This is a genomic window from Propionimicrobium sp. PCR01-08-3, from assembly GCF_030286045.1.
Lineage (GTDB): Bacteria > Actinomycetota > Actinomycetes > Propionibacteriales > Propionibacteriaceae > Brooklawnia.
Genome location: NZ_CP127390.1, coordinates 2512586 through 2531699 on the forward strand (window position 1 = coordinate 2512586; position 19114 = coordinate 2531699).

Below are 19114 nucleotides of genomic sequence, written 5' to 3' on the forward strand. Positions count from 1 at the left end.
GGACCACGGTTGGCCGGTTCTGCCCGCTGGGTAGCCTTGACACATGAGCCAGATGCCCATTGAGGATGCGGACCGCGACCGCGTGATCGGTGCGCTGCAACGTAGCCACGCCTCGGGGCAAATCGACGAGAAGAGCCTCAAGCAACGCGTGGAGATCGCGTTGCAAACCGACGATCCTTACCAGCTCAACAACCTGCTGAGCGATCTGCCCGGCGGCAGCGCCTATTTGTGGACGCCGCAACCCGGGCAGCAGTTGAGCCCGTATTCTCCGCAGACCGGCTCGTACGGCGCACACGTCAGCCGTACCCAGCAACGTAGCGGCGGCTGGCAGGAATTTCTGCGCACCTACTGGGGTGTGATCCTCGGAATCGGCATCGTGCTGTTGATGGTGATGGGCAACGGTTACTTCTCGTTCTGGTGGATGTTCTTCCTGTTGATGTTTGTCTTCCCGCGCGGCATGCGCTCCAAGATGCATCGTCCACAGAATCGACCCGGCCCGATCGTTCCGCCCTATCAACCGATCCCGCCTTTCCAGCAGAACCAGCCCAAGGCTCCGCCACGCGTCCAGGACAGTTTTGATTCGGACGATGAAGACGGCGGCGAGACCGGCCGGTGGAATCAGCCACCCGGTTCGTCCACAAGATAGCCGATATACCTCGCTGCGGGCCGGTTACAGATTGTCAGATGCGGATGAGATGCTGGTCGCAGCAAAATCAGCAACAGGTAGCGTACGTTCTTGCAGCGTGCCGCAGCGGCCGCGGCGCGAATGACGTGGAAGGAACACCATCGTGAAGAAGACTTGGCGCGCATTCGCCGCGCTCGCCTCGGCCGGGGCACTCCTGTTGGCCGGCTGCGGCTCAGACTCCGACACCTCGAGCTCTGCCAGTGGCGGCGAGCCGACGACGGGCGTTGTCCATATCGGCATCACCCAGATTGTGTCGCATGCGTCCTTGGACAATGCCCGCGAGGGATTCAAGGCTGCCGTTGAGGAGGCGAGCCTGAATCCTGTCTTTGACGAGCAGAACGCGCAGGGCGACCAGGCGACGGCCTCGTCCATTGCGAACAAGTTCGCCAGCGCCGATCTCGATCTGGTGCTCGCGATCGCGACCCCCGCTGCGCAGGCCGCTGCCCAGTCGATCACCGACACTCCCGTTCTCTTCACCGCGGTCACCGATCCGGTGACCGCCGACCTGGTCGCCTCCAACGAGGCCCCTGGCGCGAACATCACCGGCACCACTGACCTCAACCCGGTCGCCGATCAGATCGGCCTGATCAAGCAGATCGCGCCGGACGCCGAATCGGTCGGCATCATCTATTCCTCCGGCGAGGTCAACTCGGCCGTGCAGGTGGAGCTCGCCAAAGAGGCCGCCGACAATGAGGGCCTGGAGGTGGTCGAGAAGACCATCACCACGACCGCCGAGGTGTTGCAGGCCGCTCAGTCACTGGACGTGGATGCGATCTACGTGCCAACCGACAACAATGTGGTCGCCGGTCTCGATTCGGTGATTTCGGTCGCCGAGGACCAGCAGATCCCGCTGGTGGTGGGCGAGACCGACTCCGTCGAAAAGGGCGGTTTGATCACCTACGGGCTCGACTACTATGAGCTCGGCAGGCAGACCGGCGAGATGGCGGTCAGGATCCTCAACAATGGCGAAGACCCTGCGTCCATGCCGGTTGAGGAGCAGAAGACTCCCAAGCTGGTCATCAATACCACCGCAGCCGAGCGAATGGGCGTCACCATTCCGCAGGAGCTGCTCGACAAGGCTGACGAAACGGTTGAGTAACGCATGATCACAGCGATCGATCTTGGTCTGATCTTCGGGTTGATGGCGCTCGGGGTGTATATCACCTTCCGCGTTCTTGACTTCGCCGATCTGACTATCGACGGCAGTTTCACCACCGGTGCCGCCACGGCCGCGACCCTGATTGTTGCGGGTTGGCAGCCATGGACGGCCACCCTGGTGGCAACTGTCGTCGGATTGATCGCTGGCCTGATCACCGGGCTGCTCAACACCTGGGGCAAGATTCATCCGCTGCTGGCCGGCATCTTGACCCAGATCGCGCTGTATTCGATCAACCTGCGCATCATGGGCAAGGCGAATGTGCCGCTGCTGCGCAATACCACCTTGTTCACCCCGCTGCGTGATCAGGCACTGCTCGGCACCTGGGTGTCTGTCGGGATCTTGGCCTGTGTGCTGGCGGTTTTCGTTATCGTTCTGATCTGGTTCTTGTCGACAGATGTCGGATTGGCGTTGCGTTCGACCGGCGACAACGAGTCGATGGCCCGGGCGCAGGGCGTCAATACGGACGCGATGACCCTGCTCGGGCTGGCTTTGAGTAACGGGTTGGTCGGGCTCTCGGGGGCGCTGTTCGCGCAATACCAGGGTTACGCCGACATCGGTATGGGCATCGGTTTGATCGTGGCCGGGCTGGCCTCGGTCATCATCGGCACCGCGATCATCAACACCGGACGCATCTGGATCACCGCGATCGCCGTGGTGATCGGTTCGATCATCTACCGCTTGATCATCCAGGCCGCGTTGACCATTCCGTGGTTCGACCCGAACGATATGAAGCTGCTCAGTGCGCTGATCGTGGTCATCGCGTTGTTGCTGCCCAGGTGGGATGTCTTCAACAGGATGCGGTCTCGCCGCCGCGACAAGGAGTCGGCGGCCGAGGTGTTCGGTGAACCGGATCGAAAATCCGCACCTGAGGCCGTTGACGCGGGAGAGGTCAGAGCCGTGCGTCCGGGAATCGTGAAGAAGGTGAAGCGCACCGATGCTTGAGGTTCGCCAGGTTACGAAAGCATTCTTTCCGCACACCATCAACGAGAAGATCGCGCTGCGGCATGTCTCGCTGACCCTGGACGCCGGTGATTTCGCCACCATCATCGGCTCGAACGGAGCCGGCAAGTCGACGCTGCTCAATGTGGTGGCCGGACGATACCGCCCCGATCTGGGGTCGGTCTGGATCGACGGCCAAGACGTCACGAGGCTGCCCGATTACCGGGTTGCCCGGCAGGTGGGCCGGGTCTTCCAGGATCCGATGGCGGGCACCAGCCCGCACTTGACGATCGAAGAGAATCTGGCGATCGCCTGGGCCCGCAATCGTGGACGCGGCCTCAAGATGGGCGTCACCAATGCCCGCCGTGAGCAGTTCCGTGAAGAGTTGAAGACGCTCGAGCTAGGGCTGGAGAATCGGCTGACCGCCCGCGTCGGGTTGCTGTCCGGTGGGCAGCGCCAGGCGTTGTCGCTGGTGATGGCCGCTTTCACCCAGCCGCGCATCCTGCTGTTGGACGAGCACACTGCGGCCCTCGACCCGCAGCGCGCCGCCCTGATCACCCGGCTGACCAAGCAGATGGTCGAACGCCATCAGTTGACCTCGATGATGGTCACCCACAACATGGAGCAGGCGCTGGAACTCGGCAACCGGCTGATCATGATGCACGAGGGCGAGATCATCCTCGAGCTGCAGGGTGAGGCCAAGAAGAAGGCCACGGTGGCCGACCTGATGGCGCAATTCGATGGTCTCAAAGGTGTCCAGCTGAGCGACCGGACGCTGCTGGCCTGAACCCTCTAGGATTACCCTCCATGGCGTCCGTTGAGTTCTTCCGCAATCTGCCCAAAGTTTCCCTGCATGATCACCTCGACGGGGGTCTGCGTCCGCAGACGATGATCGAGATCGCGGACGAGATCGGGCATCGGCTGCCCGCTTCTTCGGCAGATGAACTCGGTGACTGGTTCTTCGCAACAGCCAACTCGGGATCGCTCGCGCAATACCTGACCACCTTCGATCACACCACCGCCTGCATGCAGCGCGCCGACGATCTGCGCCGGGTGGCCCGCGAGTGGGTGGCCGATCAGGTCGCCGACGGTGTGGTTGCAGGCGAGGCCCGGTGGGCTCCCGAGCAGCATCTTCGTGCCGGGTTGAGTCTGGACGAGGCGGTCGAGGCGGTCGGCGAGGGGCTGCGCGAAGGCATCGCCGAGGCCGAGACCTCCGGGAAATCGTTCATCGCGGGGCAGATCGTGACGGCCATGCGGCACGCCGGCCGGGCCGTCGAGATCGCCGAGCTTGCCTTGCGGCACCGCGATTCTGACCTGGTGACCGGCTTCGATATCGCAGGCGGCGAGCAGGGCAATCCCCCTGCGAAGCATCTCGCAGCTTTTCAGTTGCTACGTGAGAACGACTTCCCGTACACCATCCACGCCGGTGAAGAGGGCCCGCTGGAATCTATGCACGAGGCGGTGCAGACTTGCGGCGCGTTGCGTATCGGGCACGGCGTCGGCATCGTGAAAGACATCACCCGCAATCAGACGACCGGACGCTACCAGCTCGGACGCTTCGCCCGGTTCGTCCGTGACCAGCAGATTCCGCTGGAGATCTGCCCAAGCTCAAATCTGCAGACCGGGGTGGCGTCCGAGATGAAGGTGCATCCGATCGGCACGCTGATCTGGCTCGGATTCAATGTGACGCTAAATTGCGACAACCGGCTGGTCAGCAATACCACCTTGAGCCGCGAGTACTCCCTTGTCAGCGAGGCCTTCGGGCTGTCGACGATGCAGATGTCGCAGATCGCGCTCGCCGGAGCGTCCGCATTGTTCCTGGATCACGCCGAACGCACCAAGCTCGTCCAAGAGATGACCCTCCCCTGGTTTCAGTCCTCGGTCAACGAGCGAGGCGGCGGCGTCCAGCCCGAGTTGTGGGAGCGCTGACCTGAACGCACGCCGTCCGTGTTAGGCCCGAAAGGCCCCATGACGAGACCAAACTGCACCCGTCAGGTGATGGATGCGAGTTTGTCTGCCATTTTGAAGCGATTGAGCGGTCTGGTAAGCCCAGTGAGAAGCAGGCATGATCGATTCGGCTGCCATCCGACAGCCTCTTACCCGATCATGACCACTTGCACCTTTGTAAGTGACCAGAAAAATGTAGACTGGCCAGATGAGCGAGACAATTACCGTGAACCCGGCGCACCTATCGAGTGATGATAGGGCACGCATTGACGCGTTCCTAGAATCCGCGAAGGAGCGCGGCGAAGTCGTCGACTTCACTTCACGGGTCGAATTGTTGACCCCAGCCGAAGTCGCTCACCGTCTGGGAATGTCACGCTCCACGGTGCTGCGCCGAATCGCCGACGGCGATATTCGCGCCACGAAGGTCGGTAGCCACCATCGCATTCCGCTCGCCGAATACGAACGCTACAGTCGAGAACTGCTCCACCGGATGGCCGAAGAGTCTGCCGCCGATATCGAAGCCGAGTTATTCCGTGAGTGAGGCACATCTTCTCTTTCTCGACGCCAACGTCCTCGCTTCGCCAGTCACCCGCACCCTCATCATCGCGGGAGCACGCTTGAAGGGCGGGATGAGTCTTCGGACCGGTTTGTGCACAGAACATCGTTTGCCGTGGGTGCCCACTTTCAATGACAGCCTCATGGAGAGAATGCTCGACGCCGTAGCTGATGAGCTATCCGATGATCTCAGCGACTGAGCTGCACTCACCTTCCTGGACGCAGCATCGGGAACGCAGTATTGATAGGGCACAACTTAGGCCCCGTCGCCGGACCGACGTTATCGTGAATGATTTGGTGCATGCAGGACACGAAATCACTCACAATAAGTCTGCATCCGCCGCTTTTCGGCTACTACGCGTCCTCATGGGGGTTCAGCCTCAGGCGTCGATGATGGTCGCCACCGTATCGCGGAGCTGCCGAAGGACGACCGGCCCAACGTTGCCGAGCCGTTCCCCCGCCCGCGTGGTGGCGACTGCGCGAATGTGCTGGCATTGCGCGGCCGAAACTGCGACCAGGCCGTTATGCGCATCGGGTTCGATGACAATCTCGGAACCGCTGTCGCGGATCGTGCGGGTGAGGGGAACCACCTGGACGACGTTTGACCCGCCACGAAGAATCCGGTTGGCCGTGATGATGACCGCAGGTCTGCGCATTCCTGCTTCGGATCCTGTCGGTGCTCCTAGATCGAGATCTACAACATCACCCGGCGTCAGCATCGAGCCAGTCCACCTCATCGTCACGCAAGGCAGTGGCCAAATCGTCACCGATGGCTTCCTGTTCGAGCAACCGCACGGCGCGGGCAACAGCAGCAGCCACAGTCACGCCTCGGCGGGCCGCCAGTTCGTTGAGTAGATCGCGGGTGGAGCGGCTGACCCGGATCGTCGTCGTATCACTCATGCCTCTAAGGCTAATCTCCGTAGACCAAATCATCTACAGGTTTCTAGCTTCTCGACCGCAGCCCACAGGCTAATTCACTCGACATTTTGCATCGTGCCGGATCGGCATTTTGCCCAGATTTGAATCTGCGTTTTCGCTAGCACCTAGTTGGCATCTTGGGTTACCAGTGGGCCCTGACTTCTTACTTGCAGCCAGCGGGCGATAAGCGTCGTGCGCCTTGCATGCTTCGATTTGGATGTCCCCGCGATCGGCCACGCGACCCAACGTGAGCGAATCGAAGAGCCTGAGGCAGACGACCCTGAGCCTTCACTCGTGCCAGGTGAAAATCACTTCCGGACGACCGGAGCCGCCGGTGCGTTGACTGCGGATCGCGCGTCCCTGATCGGCCAGATACTGCAGATAGCGTCTGGCCGTCACCCGCGAGGTGTCGAGACCGTGAGCAACTTCGGACGCACTCATGCCCTCGGGTGCGGACGCACGCAACGCTGCGATGACTTCGTCCAACACCTCGTTGACCAGACCTTTCGGAGCAACCGAGGGAGCCTCCACCGGGCGCCGCAGATCACGGAAGACCGCGTCCACGCCACGCTGAGTGGTTACCTCGTCGGACGCCAGCTGCAATCGGAAACGCTGATAGGCCTCCAGCCGCTCACGCAGATCGTTGAAGGTGAACGGCTTCAGCAGATACCCGATCACACCGAGCGCGACCGCGTTGCGCACCAGCCGGGCCTCGCGGGCCGCGGTGATCGGCAGAATGTCGACCGTACCTCCGGCCGCCCGGATGCGCCGCACGATATCGAGACCGTTCCCGTCCGGCAGATTCAGATCGAGCAGCACCAAATCGACCTCATGCCCGCGCAGCATCCGCAGCGTCTCCTGCACCGTGCCGGTAACTCCGGCCACCTCGAACCCCGGCACCCGCTGCACATAGGACGCATGCCCTTCCGCAGCCAATGGCTCGTCGTCCACCACGAGCACTCGCAGGTCATTCATGTTGCTCCCCGGCGTGCGACAGGTGCAAAAACCTGGCCCCGGACACCGCCGACCCCGATAAACGGGTGGGCATCATACCGACGGCCCGGCAAACTACGGATCATCGGCTCCTCCTAACCTTTCTCTTCGTCCGTCCCCCGAGAATCCGGATGACCGGCACCGGGCTTGACCGGAACTCTCACGCTGAAGACCGCACCCGGCCCCTCCGAAACCTGGACGCTACCGCCCAGCTGATCGACCGTTTGGCGCACCAACGCCAGTCCGATCCCCCTTCCGGCCGGAGCGCCGGATTGCTTGGTCGACCAGCCTCGCTCGAAACCGTGAGCCAGAGCATCAGCGTCCAGCCCCGGGCCGGAATCACTCACGGTCAACATCACCCGTCCATCAGCAACCTCGGCGTCGACCGTCACCAGTTTCTCGGACGAACCGGCCGCCGCGTCGATCGCATTATCGATCAGGTTCCCGAGAATGGTCACCGCAGCCCGCACCCCGATGACACCTTCGGGCAGGTAGGCATCGTCATCGATTTCCAACGACACCCCTCGCTCGGCAGCCTGTGCATTCTTTCCCAGCAACAGGGCCGCCACCGAAGGCTCCTCGATAGCAGCGAGCACGGCGTCGCGCTGCCGCTGTGTCGCCCGCAACTCATCGGTCGCGAAGCTCAATGCCTCCTCGGTGCGTCCGAGCTCGATCAGTGTCGTCACGGTGTGCATCCGGTTGGCGGCCTCGTGTGCCTGGGCATGCAACGCATTCGCCAGGCTGCGGGCTGCTCCCAGCTGGCCGGTCAACGCCTCCAATTCCGTACGATCCCGCAGAGTGGTCAGCGTGCTCGATCCCTGCGCTCGCATCCCCTTCCCGTTCGGCTGCTGATCGTGCCGGTCGCCATCCGACTTGCCTCCGCTCCCCTGGCGAAGGAGCCGGACGAGAGCAGTCCTCGGCGCGAGATACACCAAATGATCAGAGGTCTTGACGGCTGCCGGCCATGCATCATCAGGCTCAGCCTTCGACCTCGCCGGCCCGGCGCCACGCCCGGATCTGGAGACTTCGCGCGACGACACCAGCAGCACCCTGCCACCTTGCACCTGCGGAATATCAGCCTGCTCACCCGAGGCGGTCAGCATCCGTTCCAGGTCTGCGGGCAGGCCCAGCTCGACAAGCCTGCGTCCGGCGACATCGTCTTCGAACCCCAACAGACGCCGTGCCTCATCGTTGATCACCTCGACCCTGCCGTCCGCGCCGACGATGATCAGCCCTTCGCGCACCGCATGCAGCACGGCCTCATGATGATCGTGCAGGCGCTTCAGATCGTCCGCATTGAGCCCCATGGTCTGCCGTCTCACCCGCGAAGCCACCACGAAGGCGGCCGCACCCGACAACACGCCCGCGGTGAGTCCGGCCACCACGATCTGGGGCATCAGCGGACGCATCTGTGCGGTCACCTTTTCACGCAGCACCCCGACGGCCACCAACGCCCGCACCTGGCCTGAGACCATGACCGGCACCACGGCACGGGTGGAAGGGCCGAGGGTTCCGACGTAATCCTCCACGACCGTCCCGCCGGCCTGGGCGTCCGCGACCGTGCCGAGATAGATCTCGCCAACCTGATCAGGGTCGGGATGGGTGTACCGCACCCCGTCAGGCGACATGATCACGATGAAATCCGCACCGGTCAGGGCCAGTTCATGCTCGGCGAAACCTGCCAGAGCGGCAGCCGGATCGTCCGCCTCGATGCCCTCGCGCACATCGTCGGTGGCCGCGATCGTCGTAGCGATGCTGGTCACCTTCTGCACCGCGGTCGCCTCGACCTGGCGCCGGGCTTGCCCGTAGGCCATCGCCACCGACAGCACGACGACGAGCACGGCTACCACGCCGAGGACGGCGAGCACGTGCGAGGCGACGCTGCGAGGAACGGTGAACACTATGAACACAAGGATGCCCTGCGCGCACCAAGAGCACGAAGCTGGGGTGATACCGCCACATCGGCGCGACGGGAACCCCCGGAGTCAACGATGTACGCCGTTGCCGGGATATCGGCCTTACCCCGATTCCCAGCGTGTCTGCCCGCGCACCGATCGCCCGGGCGAGGCCGCGCAATGACGCAAGGCGGCGAAATTGGGATTCTGTACAAGGGAGTCTGCCCATGGCTGCATTGCATACCGTGATCGCGATCGTCGCGGTCGTTTTACTCATCATCAAGTTCAAGTTCGATCCGATCGTCGCCCTGGTGCTGGGCGCCCTCTATCTGGGCCTGGCCAGCGGAATCGGCATGATGGCAACCGTCGAGGCCATCACCACCGGATTCGGCGACATCATGGCCGACATCGGTCTGCTGATCGGCTTCGGCGTGCTCATCGGGGCCATGCTCAACAAGATCGGCGCCTTCCAGATGATGGTCGAGGCGCTGGTGCGCGCAGTGCCCGCCAAGCGGTTGCCCTACGCGCTGGCCGCCGTGCTGGCCACCATCGCGCCGTCCATCTACGTGGACGTACAGGTCGTGCTGGCCGCACCCGTGGCCCGGTCGTCCGCCAAGTACATCGGCGCAATCGGACGCCCGTGGATGGCCGGAGCACTCGGTATCGGCATCTTCGCCGGCTACGTCTTCGTGGTGCCGGGGCTCGCCGCGATCTCGATCGTCGGCCTGCTCGACCTGACCATGGGCACCTATCTGCTCTTCGGCATCGTCATCGGCCCGCTGACCGCGATGATCACCATCTGGATCTATCGGCGCATGCTGACCCACGGCTGGTGGAAAGAGGAGAAGGACGAAGAAGACCGCGACGACAACCTGACCGACGTCGAGACCTCCGAGACCATGGCCGCCGAGAAGCGCCCCAGGTTGCTAGCGGCGATGAGCCCCATCCTGGTTCCGCTGCTCATGATCGCCTTCGGTGCCTTCGCGGGGCTCGCCGGGCTGGATGTGCCGATCGTCAATTTCATCGGGGACGCCACCGTCGCGCTGTTCGTCGGCCTGCTCATCGCCTACGCCATGACCCGCCACTACGTGAAGGCCGAGGAAACCCAGGACGCCTTCACCAGCGGCCTTCGTACCTCCGGCGAGATCCTGCTGGTGACCGGTGTCGGCGGCTCGCTGGGCGACGTCATCAAGGCCACCGGTCTGGCCGACATCCTGGGTGGCCTGTTCACCGCGGAGCACGGCATGCCGGTCGTCCTGATCATCCTGATGGCATGGTTCGTGGCAGCCCTGATGCACATGGCTATCGGCTCGGTCTCGGTCGCCGCGATCACCGCCGCGGGTATCCTCGCCCCGGTCGTCAGTGGCCTGCCGATTGCCCCGATCATCATCGGTCTGGCGATCGCCTCCGGCTCGCTGTTCGCTCTGCAGGTCAACAGCAACTTCTTCTGGATGTACAAGGCGCTGCTCGGGCTCTCGACCCAGGGCACGCTGAAGACGATGACCACCGTGACGGCGATGGGTTCGCTGATCTCGCTGCCGATAGTGATGGCGGCGTCATTGCTGCCGATAGGTTGATTCAGGGCCACCGGTTGGGTGATTCGGATTCAGGCCGAGCCCGCCCAAATACCAAGAGAGGCGGGGCCGCGCAGGGAAACTCATCCCTCGTTGCGGCTCCGCCCGGTGCCGCAGCCTTCCTGGGTGCAGTTTGATCCCATGACGGGATCTTTCGGAACCCAGCCGCCTCGCCCAGGCCTCTCCCCCGAACCGAAACCCTTCACACCAGCCGCCAGCCCATCCACCCGGGTGCAGTTTGGCCCCATGACGGGACCTTTGGGCGCCCAATCGCTTCACCCAATCGCCTCGCCACAGAGGAGGCCGAGCACGGCGAAACTGCGATCATTCGCCGATACGAGTGATTGAATTGCCCCATGAAGGCTGTCATCGTCACCGCCGCTGGCGGACCAGAAGTACTCGAATACGCAGATGCGCCCGACCCCGTCGCCGGTCCCGGCGAAGTCGTCGTCAAGGTGGACGCCGCGGGCGTGAACTTCATCGACACCTATCGCCGCTCCGGCGTGTACAAGATGGACTATCCGTACATCGCAGGCGATGAGGGCTCCGGACGCGTTGCCTCGGTGGGCCCCGGGGTCTCGTCCGAAGTCAAGGAGGGAGATCCGGTGGCCTGGGCGTCCGCACCCGGCTCCTACGCAGAATATGTCGCTGTCAAGGAAGATCAGCTGCTGCCGGTGCCCGAAGGCATGGACATGAAGGCGGCCGGGGCGCTGCCGATGCAGGGCCTGACCGCGCATTACCTGTGCCGCTCGATCTTCCCGATCAACGAGGGCCACGTCGCGCTGGTGCATGCCGCGGCCGGTGGCGTCGGAGGCCTGCTCACCCAAATGATCACCTCGCACGGCGGACGGGTGATCGGTACCGCGGGCACCCCGGAGAAGGCCGAGATCGCCAAGGGCTACGGAGCGTCCGATGTGATTCTCTACACCGAGATCCCCGCCGATGAATTGACCACCGAGTTGCCCCGCCGGGTGCGCGCGCTGGCCGGTGGCGGGGTCGACGTGGTCTTCGACGGGGTCGGCAAGACCACCTTCGACGCCTCCCTGGCGAGCCTGAAGGTTCGCGGCATGATGGTGCTGTTCGGCGGATCGTCTGGCCAGGTGCCGCCGTTCGATCTGCAACGGCTGAACTCTGCCGGATCGCTGTTCATCACGCGTCCGACCCTCGCCCACTACACCTTGACCAGGGACGAAACCCTGTGGCGTGCAGGCGAGGTGTTCGGCCAGGCGGCGTCCGGCCAATTGAAGGTGCCGATCGGACGCGAGTTCCCGCTCGTCGAAGCCGCGGACGCCCATCGCGCCCTGGAATCACGTCAGACAACCGGCAAGGTGATCCTGGTTCCGTAGTGGGCGCCTGATCGTCGATCCACCGCAGCCTCGCTCGCGCTATGGCGTTTGCTCGTGTTGTGCCGAGAGCGAGAATCCACAACGCGAGCGTGGCCCGAGTGGGCGTCCACACCGGGAGCCAACTCGGGCCACGAGAAGAAACCGATCAGGCTTTCGCGTAGCTCGGATCGCGGCTACCGGCCTCGGTTCCCGATGGCTTGACGCCGCGCTCGGCGTCCACCAGGATCTGCTCGGCTCCCTCGGCGACGGCAGCATCAGCGTCAGCGGCATTCCCGTTCCCGGTATCCCCGACGCCCATCGCAGCACCGGTCTCGGCCAAGCCCGACACCCGGGCTTCCACCCGGTCATCAGGCGCGAGCGTGGTGCGCAGCGGCGTGTTCTTGATGAACAACGTCAATGCCAACGCGGCCACGGCGAACGGCACCGCCATCCAGAAGACCTGATTCATCGAATCGGCCATCCCGAACCGCACGGCCTGAGCGATCTCAGGCGGCAGCGAGCTGAGGGCCGACGAATCGAGCACCGACCCGGCATCGATCGTCTGGCCGGACTGGGCCATCTGCGCCTTCATGTCGTCCGAAAGATACCCGAGGATATTCGGCTGCAGCGACGAGCTCATCACTGTGCCGAGCACCGCGGTGCCCACCGTGGAACCCAGGTTGCGGAAGAACTGGACGGCCGAGGTGGCGATGCCCATCTCGGAGCGCTTCGCCTGGTTCTGCACGACCAGCGTGTACACCTGCATCGCGAGCCCCAGCCCGAAACCGATCACCACCAGCATCAGCGACAGCCTGACTTTGGACGAGTCCACGTTCAGGGTGGTCAGGCCCAGATATCCGGCGATCAGGACGAGCAGACCGGTGATCATGAAGCCCTTGTAGCGTCCGAACTTGGTGATCAGCAGGCCGACGCCGCTCGAGGTCACGATCATGGCGAGACTCAACGGCATCAAGATGATCCCCGAGTTGGTGGCGGACGATCCGAGCACACCTTGGGCGAAAACCGGCACGTAGATGATGGCACCGAACATCGCAACAGACATCGCGAATGCCGACAACACCGACAGCGTGAAGACGTTCTGCTTGAACATCCGAAGCGGCAGCAGCGGATTGTCCGCGTGCAGCTCGGCGATCACGAACCCGGCGAGCAGCACCGCACCTGCCGCGTACATGCCGACGATGGTCGCAGAGTTCCATGCGTAGGTGCCGCCGCCCCAGCTGGTCGCCAGCAGAATGGCCACCAGCGCCGGAACCAGAGTGAGGGTGCCCCACATGTCGAAGTTGGTCTTGACCCCGTTGTTCGGGATGCGCAGGAACCGGACGATGAAGTAGAGCGCCACCAGCCCGAGCGGAATCGGCAGATAGAACAGCCAGCGCCAGCCGAGATGATCGGTGATCGCCCCACCGGCGAGCGGGCCGAGCACCGAGGTCACGCCGAACATAGCGCCCATCAGGCCCTGGTATTTGCCGCGGGATCGCGCCGGGATGATGTCACCAATGACGGTCTGCGACAGCGGCTGCAAGGTGCCCATGCCGAGGCCTTGCACGGCCCGGGCGGCGACCAGCCACCAGAAACTCTGAGCTGCTCCCGACAGGGCGGCCCCGCACATGAAGACGATCAGCCCGGCGATGTAGAAGCCGCGGCGTCCGAACATGTCGGACAGCTTGCCGACGATCGGCACCACGCAGGCCGATGCCAGCATGGCCGCAGTGGCGACCCACGAGTAGTGCTCCATCCCGCCCAGCTCGGCGATGATCCGGGGCATGGCGGGCCCGACGATGGTCTGGCTGATCGAGCTGACGAGCATGCCGAGCATCAGACCGATGAAGACATTGCGTGCAGCTGGGCTCAGTTTGAATTGTGGGGTGGACGCCGCCGCTTGTTCGCGGCGTGCGGCGCGCCTGCTCGCCCGACTCGGCGAGACTGCTGGTGCCTGAGCACTCACTGTTGTTTTGCCTCCAAGAACTACAAGAGTCACGGACGTCCCATCCGCGGCGATGAGACGACTATACTCGTGTTTGCAGTCCATGCAAGATTGCAGATGATGAAGGCTGGCAATTTGTTTCATCTGGTTGTGACCCACCCGGACATTGTGCAAATGGCCATGCTCTCATCCACCCAGTCTTTAGCGGATTCCGAAGACCGGTTCCTCCCCGCGACCACACCTGGGCCACCAGGAAGCGGTACCGGCGTAACCGGCGAGGCTGGCAAGACAGGCGGCTGGCAAGCGAATTCACCACCTGGCAACCACTGCCAAAGATATGGCAGCAATTCGGCCATGATCTAAAATCACCCACAGAGGCCGTGCGGATGGGCTCAGCCACGACAAGGACATTTTGGGCTCCTGACGCCATGGCGGACGCAAGTTCGCACTGCACGCGCAGGATGCCTCTTGCTGAGCTACCCGCGCGATCTTCAAAGAGGTCGCAACAGATCTCGCAGAGAAAGGTATCCCGATATGCCCGGCACCCCTGCCGAGGAACCTGTCGTCTGGTCGCCGAACGAGGCCGGTGACGAATCGACGTGCGGCCTGCGCGAACAAAAGAAGCGCCAGACCAGGCGCGATCTGCATCACGCCGCACTGGTTCTCGTCCAAAAAGAGGGTTTGGACGCGGCGACCGTCGACCGCATTGCGGCCGCGGCAGGTGTCTCACCGAGGACCTTTTTCAACTACTTTCCCACCAAGGAAGCCGCCATCTTGGGGCTGCCGCCGAACGTGGGTGAGCGCATGAAGGCCCAACTGGAAGCCCGGCCCGCCGACGAGGACCCCTGGGAGTCGATCACGCTCATCGCGCGCGGGCTGTTCAGCCGGCAATTGGACGACTACCAGCTCCGCCAGGAGATCATCAACCGCTACCCGCAGCTCGTGCACAGCGTGCGAACCGTCACTCAGGATGCCAGGGCCACCGTGCGTGTCGTGCTCGCCGATCAACTGCGGGCCCAGGGGATGGACGCCGATGAGGCCGCACGCCGCGGCATCGTCTATGCCGACCTGGCGATGACGTTCCTCACCTCGGCCATCCGCATCACCCAACTCGGCAGCACGAATTTGGACGATGCTTTCGCCGAGGTCCAGCAGATCGTCCGCGGCCTGGATCTCGGGGGCCCGGCCGAGTAGCCGCCCGAGTCTTGGAGCCCTCAGGCCCCGGCCGAGGGATCGACGCGACAAACGATGACTGGATCGAATGGACGGGAAGCCCCCCGACTTGACCGAGGGATCATTCCGGCCGAGGGAGCGACGAGTAGTCACCCCAACGTGGCCGACGGATCGACGGGGATGATGTCGCGCGCCTCGGTTTCCCTGTTCGGCACCGTGGTGGGTGATTCGAGATGCACTGCACCCGAGGGCAGCAGACCCGCCCCGCCGAACTCCGCCATCACCCGCAACTGGGCGATGACGTCCTCGCCGACGTGCGCGGCAGGCAGCGAGCGCCAGAACGAGAAGCCACCGACCTCAAGCAAGCGTTCGCGATCGAAGAGCACGCAGCCGCCGACCCATGCCACCTTGTACAGCTGCCATCCCCCGCGCGGAATCTCCAGGCCGGCCGCGAGATGCGCGAGGTTGGCGGCATTGTGCAGCCGCCAGCGCTCCCAGGCCGGACTGTCCTCGGTGACCAGCTCGGGCCCGCCCTCCCACAGCTCGAAGCTCCGGCACTCGTCCGGGCGGCGATCGTCCAGGTAGGAGAGGCCCTGCACGGCCGACCCGACGAAACCGCAGTCGGCTTCGTCCATCGCGGTCATCAACCGGACGAGCAGCCCGGGCTCGCACCACACATCGTCGTCCAGGAACAACACCCGGGGCGCGGTGGCCAGCCTGAGCAGAAAATCGCGTTGCTGGGCCATGCCCTGGCGCGGCAGATTTCGTTCCAGCCGGACGTCGCGGCCCTGGGCTTCCAAGAGGCGGACCATCGTTTCGACGGCAGGGTGCTCCCACACCGGTTGCTCGCTCTGATCGGCGACGATCACGCCGAAGTTCGCGTCCATTTGTGCCGCCAGGCCGCTGAGGGTGACGGCCAGCTCGGCGGCCCGCTGGTAGCTGGGGATCAGCACCTGCAATTCCTGCTGTGTGTCGGGAACCTCCGGCGCGACGGGCAGCCCCCACTGCCCCGACCATCGTCCGGCCATCACTGTCCTCCTTGCTCGGCCAGGTGCGCAGGCACCAGCGCCGTCTGCGAACCGCGGATGCGCTCGACGACCTCGGTGGTCGAATGATCGGGCACATAGTCGAGGATCAGCACCGTCCCGCCATAGGCTTCGACCGCCGGCCTTTCGGCCAGGGTCTCGGCACTGTGGTCGCCGCCCTTCGCATACACGTCCGGACGCAGCCGCTGCACCACCTCGACCGCGGTATCGGACGCGAAGATGGTCACATGATCGACTCCGCCGAGCGCCGCCAGCACCGCCGCCCGGTCGGCTGCCGGGTTGATCGGCCTGCCGGGCCCCTTGAGCCGCCGCGCGGAGGCATCGTCGTTGATCGCGACGATCAGCACATCGCCCAGCTGGCGGGCCTGCTCCAGCAGTCTGGTGTGCCCGCGATGCAGCACGTCGAAGCAGCCGTTGGTCAGCACGATCCGCTTGCCCTCGGCCCGGTATTGCCGGACGCGGTGCTCCAGCAGGTCGAGGTCGACCACCTCACAGGCCAGCCCGCTGAGATACGCCTCGAGATCGGCCGTCGAGCAGACGGCGGTGCCCGGGCAGTGCACGGCGACATCGGCCGCCGATTGGGCGAGGTTGAGCGCGGCCGCTGCCGGCAGACCGGCTGCCAGCCCGACGCCCAGCGCGGCAACGAAAGTGTCGCCCGCACCCGAAGCCTGCTTCTCGGTCACCGGACGCGCCCAGGTGCGGTGCTCGTCGTCGAGCGGGAAACCGGGTCCCGGCAGGGCGACGGTGCCGTCGGCGTCCATCGTCACCACGACACACCCGGCCCCGGATGCGGCGAGCAAGTGCTCGCGGTGATCGTGCATGAATCCGGCGCGCCCATCTGATCGTCCGGCCGCCAACGGGACGCCGCCCGATTGCCCGGCGTCCAGCATCCGGCGGGCCTCCTGCTCGTTGGGGGTGACCAGATCGGGATGCAGATCATGCCAGCGCTCGGGTTCGTGCGCGTCCACGATTACCAGCGGACCACGCCTGCTTGCGCTGTCTGCACTGTCTGCGCCGCCGGGCTGCAGGGTTTCGGTCAGTGCCTCCCGCACCGCGCCGTCGAGCACCCCAATGCCGTAGTCGCAGATGATCACAGCATCGATGTCGTCCAGTGCCGCTTCGATCCGGCCCGCGAGGGCCTGCCGGGCGGCCGGCGGCGGAGCATCGGCGATCGAGTCGACCCGGACGATGATCTGGTCACCGGCCAGCACGCGGCTCTTGGTGGTCGTCGTGGCGCCTTCGGCATCGATCAGATTCTCGCAGTCGATCCCTCCGGCACTCAACAACTCGCGCAGCCGGACGCCCTCCCGGTCGTCGCCGACGATCCCCCAAAAGCTGACCCGGGCGCCCAACCGGGCGGCGTTCAGGGCGGTGTTCGCGGCCCCGCCGGGCGCTGCCCGCTGATCGTCCAGTTCGACGACCGGCGCGGGTGCCTCCCGGCAGAGCCGCCGGGTGCTGCCGTGCCACCAGCCGTCCAACAGCGCGTCGCCCAGCACCGCGATGCGCGGACTCGCGGCGGCCAGCAGGCCCGGGGTGTCGGGACCGGGGGCGGCCAGCCGGCTGAGCGGTGCCGCGGTCATGCGTTCTCACCGCCTTGCTCGATATGGACGACCTTCAGCTGGGTGAACTCGTCGAGCAGGCCGGGCCCGTAGCCGGCTCCGGCACCACTGTCCTTGCGGGGATGCGCCGATCCGCCGGGGGCGCCGCCGAAGACGGCGTTCACCTTCACGGTGCCCGCCGGGAGCTCGACGGCGGCCCGCTGGGCGTGGGCGAGATTGTGGGTCAACACGGTCGCCGCCAGACCGTAGCGTCCGGACGCCGCCTGGGCCAGGGCCTCGTCGAAGCTGTTCACGGTCATCACCGGCGCGACCGGGCCGAAGGTCTCTTCGCGCATCACTTCCATCTCGGCGGTGCAGCCGGCCAGCACAGTCGCCGGATAGTGCGCACCCGGCCCCTCGGGCAGCATGCCGCCGGCCAGCAGTTCGGCCCCGGCCGCGTTCGCTTCGTCCACCTGACGGGCCACGATCTCGCGCAGCCGCCGGTCGACCAGCGGGGCGACCGAGTGCTCGGCATTGCGCTGCCGGGCGCGGGCCGCCAGTTCGGAGCAGAATCGGGCGGCGATCTGGCGGTGCACGTAGATCCGTTCGACCGAGGTGCAGATCTGGCCGCTGTTCGCGAACGCGCCGACGGCCGCCTGCTCGGCAGCCCAGGCCGGATCGACATCGGCGTCCACAATCAGCGGATCCTTGCCGCCGTTCTCCCGGATCACCTTGGCGCCGGTGGCCGCCGCTTGGCGAGCGATGGCCTGGCCGGTCGCGGTCGAACCGACGTGCGCGACGACATCGGCGCCCGAGACCAGCGCCTCGCCGGTCATGGGGCCACCGTCGAGGGTGGTGAGAACGCCTATCGGGAAAACCGGTCCGAGAGCCTCGCCGAGCAGCCGTCCGAGATGCGGGCACCGTTCGCTGGGCTTGTGGATGACGACATTTCCGGTGGCCAGCGCGGCCCCGATCAGTCCGGCCGCGACAGCGACCGGGTCGTTCCACGGGGTGAGGACGACCGCCACCCCGAACGGTTCGTGGACGCTGTAGTCAATGGCTCCGAACTGGCCACACAGCTGTTCGCCGCGGTGCAACGGCCCCAGCTGGGCGTACTGGCGCAGCGTCGCCGCGCCCGCCGCTACACCGGCGGCGGCTTCGTCGAACGGCCGGCCGGTCTCCCGCTCGTTCATCCGGGCCAGCTCGGCGGTGTCGGCTTCGAGTGCGTCGGCGGCGGCCTCCAGCAGCTCGCCGCGGACGGCCGGTGCCATGCGGTGCCAATCCGGGTAGGCCCGGCGCGCCTGCGCCAGAGCCTCGTCGACTGCTTGGGGTGAGGTGGAAAGCACGGTACCGACCTCGGAGCCATCACGCGGATCGACGATAACGATGGATTGATCGGTTCGGGCAGTCATAACAATCTCC

The 19114-nt window shown here is 64.9% G+C and carries 18 protein-coding genes; 10 read left to right on the forward strand and 8 right to left on the reverse strand.

The genetic code is table 11. The annotated features are described in order from the left end of the window. The first annotated feature begins 43 nt into the window (after positions 1-43). From QQ658_RS11635 to QQ658_RS11665, 7 genes are all read left to right on the forward strand, one after another. Complete coding sequence (locus QQ658_RS11635; RefSeq protein ID WP_286025006.1) at positions 44-646, forward strand: DUF1707 SHOCT-like domain-containing protein; 603 nt, start codon at positions 44-46, stop codon at positions 644-646. A 142-nt stretch (positions 647-788) separates the two neighbouring features. Beyond that, complete coding sequence (locus QQ658_RS11640) at positions 789-1784, forward strand: ABC transporter substrate-binding protein (RefSeq protein WP_286025007.1); 996 nt, start codon at positions 789-791, stop codon at positions 1782-1784. Between the two features lie 3 nt (positions 1785-1787). Next, entirely contained in the window at positions 1788-2786 is a 999-nt protein-coding gene (locus tag QQ658_RS11645) for an ABC transporter permease (RefSeq protein ID WP_286025008.1), read from the forward strand. Continuing rightward, positions 2779-3570, forward strand: coding sequence for an ABC transporter ATP-binding protein (locus QQ658_RS11650; protein WP_286025009.1), 792 nt, complete (start codon positions 2779-2781; stop codon positions 3568-3570). Before QQ658_RS11645 ends, QQ658_RS11650 begins: the two co-directional genes overlap by 8 nt. Before the next feature lie 20 nt (positions 3571-3590). After that, entirely contained in the window at positions 3591-4712 is a 1122-nt protein-coding gene (locus tag QQ658_RS11655; protein ID WP_286025010.1) for an adenosine deaminase, read from the forward strand. Between the two features lie 226 nt (positions 4713-4938). Continuing rightward, positions 4939-5271: a helix-turn-helix domain-containing protein gene (locus tag QQ658_RS11660; RefSeq protein WP_286025011.1), complete on the forward strand. Its 333-nt coding sequence runs from the start codon at positions 4939-4941 to the stop codon at positions 5269-5271. Then, a complete protein-coding gene (locus QQ658_RS11665) occupies positions 5264-5485 on the forward strand; it encodes a hypothetical protein (RefSeq protein WP_286025012.1) in 222 nt (73 codons plus the stop codon). The genes QQ658_RS11660 and QQ658_RS11665 overlap by 8 nt, the downstream gene beginning before the upstream one ends. A gap of 180 nt (positions 5486-5665) precedes the next feature. Here the strand turns inward: QQ658_RS11665 and QQ658_RS11670 are convergent, their stop codons facing one another. From QQ658_RS11670 to QQ658_RS11685, 4 genes are all read right to left on the reverse strand, one after another. After that, positions 5666-5941 (reverse strand): type II toxin-antitoxin system PemK/MazF family toxin, encoded by a 276-nt coding sequence (locus QQ658_RS11670; protein ID WP_286025013.1) that lies wholly within the window; start codon positions 5939-5941, stop codon positions 5666-5668. 46 nt (positions 5942-5987) lie between these two features. Further along, positions 5988-6185, reverse strand: coding sequence for a hypothetical protein (locus tag QQ658_RS11675; protein WP_286025014.1), 198 nt, complete (start codon positions 6183-6185; stop codon positions 5988-5990). A gap of 306 nt (positions 6186-6491) precedes the next feature. Next, positions 6492-7178, reverse strand: coding sequence for a response regulator (locus QQ658_RS11680; protein ID WP_286025015.1), 687 nt, complete (start codon positions 7176-7178; stop codon positions 6492-6494). Between the two features lie 113 nt (positions 7179-7291). Further along, a complete protein-coding gene (locus QQ658_RS11685; RefSeq protein ID WP_286025016.1) occupies positions 7292-9097 on the reverse strand; it encodes a sensor histidine kinase in 1806 nt (601 codons plus the stop codon). Positions 9098-9318: 221 nt separating this feature from the next. Here QQ658_RS11685 and QQ658_RS11690 point away from each other — a divergent pair, with 221 nt between their 5' ends. Beyond that, positions 9319-10668 carry a GntP family permease gene (locus QQ658_RS11690; protein WP_286025017.1) on the forward strand — a complete coding sequence of 450 codons (1350 nt, stop codon included), beginning with the start codon at positions 9319-9321 and terminating at the stop codon, positions 10666-10668. Between the two features lie 353 nt (positions 10669-11021). Further along, entirely contained in the window at positions 11022-12011 is a 990-nt protein-coding gene (locus QQ658_RS11695; RefSeq protein ID WP_286025018.1) for a quinone oxidoreductase family protein, read from the forward strand. A 145-nt stretch (positions 12012-12156) separates the two neighbouring features. On the opposite strand, the gene QQ658_RS11700 is transcribed toward QQ658_RS11695, so the two are convergent. Then, entirely contained in the window at positions 12157-13956 is a 1800-nt protein-coding gene (locus QQ658_RS11700) for an MDR family MFS transporter (RefSeq protein ID WP_353057926.1), read from the reverse strand. Positions 13957-14469: 513 nt separating this feature from the next. On the opposite strand from QQ658_RS11700, the gene QQ658_RS11705 reads away from it, so the two are divergent. Beyond that, positions 14470-15129 carry a TetR/AcrR family transcriptional regulator gene (locus QQ658_RS11705; protein WP_286025020.1) on the forward strand — a complete coding sequence of 220 codons (660 nt, stop codon included), beginning with the start codon at positions 14470-14472 and terminating at the stop codon, positions 15127-15129. Between the two features lie 128 nt (positions 15130-15257). On the opposite strand, the gene QQ658_RS11710 is transcribed toward QQ658_RS11705, so the two are convergent. The 3 genes from QQ658_RS11710 to QQ658_RS11720 are packed head-to-tail and all read right to left on the reverse strand — an operon-like array spanning position 15258 to position 19104. Continuing rightward, on the reverse strand, positions 15258-16136 hold the full coding sequence (locus QQ658_RS11710; protein WP_286025021.1) for a glycosyltransferase family 2 protein: 879 nt from the start codon (positions 16134-16136) through the stop codon (positions 15258-15260). After that, positions 16136-17734, reverse strand: coding sequence for a D-glycero-beta-D-manno-heptose 1-phosphate adenylyltransferase (gene rfaE2 / locus QQ658_RS11715; RefSeq protein WP_286025022.1), 1599 nt, complete (start codon positions 17732-17734; stop codon positions 16136-16138). Before rfaE2 ends, QQ658_RS11710 begins: the two co-directional genes overlap by 1 nt. Beyond that, on the reverse strand, positions 17731-19104 hold the full coding sequence (locus tag QQ658_RS11720) for an aldehyde dehydrogenase family protein (protein ID WP_286025023.1): 1374 nt from the start codon (positions 19102-19104) through the stop codon (positions 17731-17733). Before QQ658_RS11720 ends, rfaE2 begins: the two co-directional genes overlap by 4 nt. Between the last annotated feature and the right edge of the window lie 10 nt (positions 19105-19114).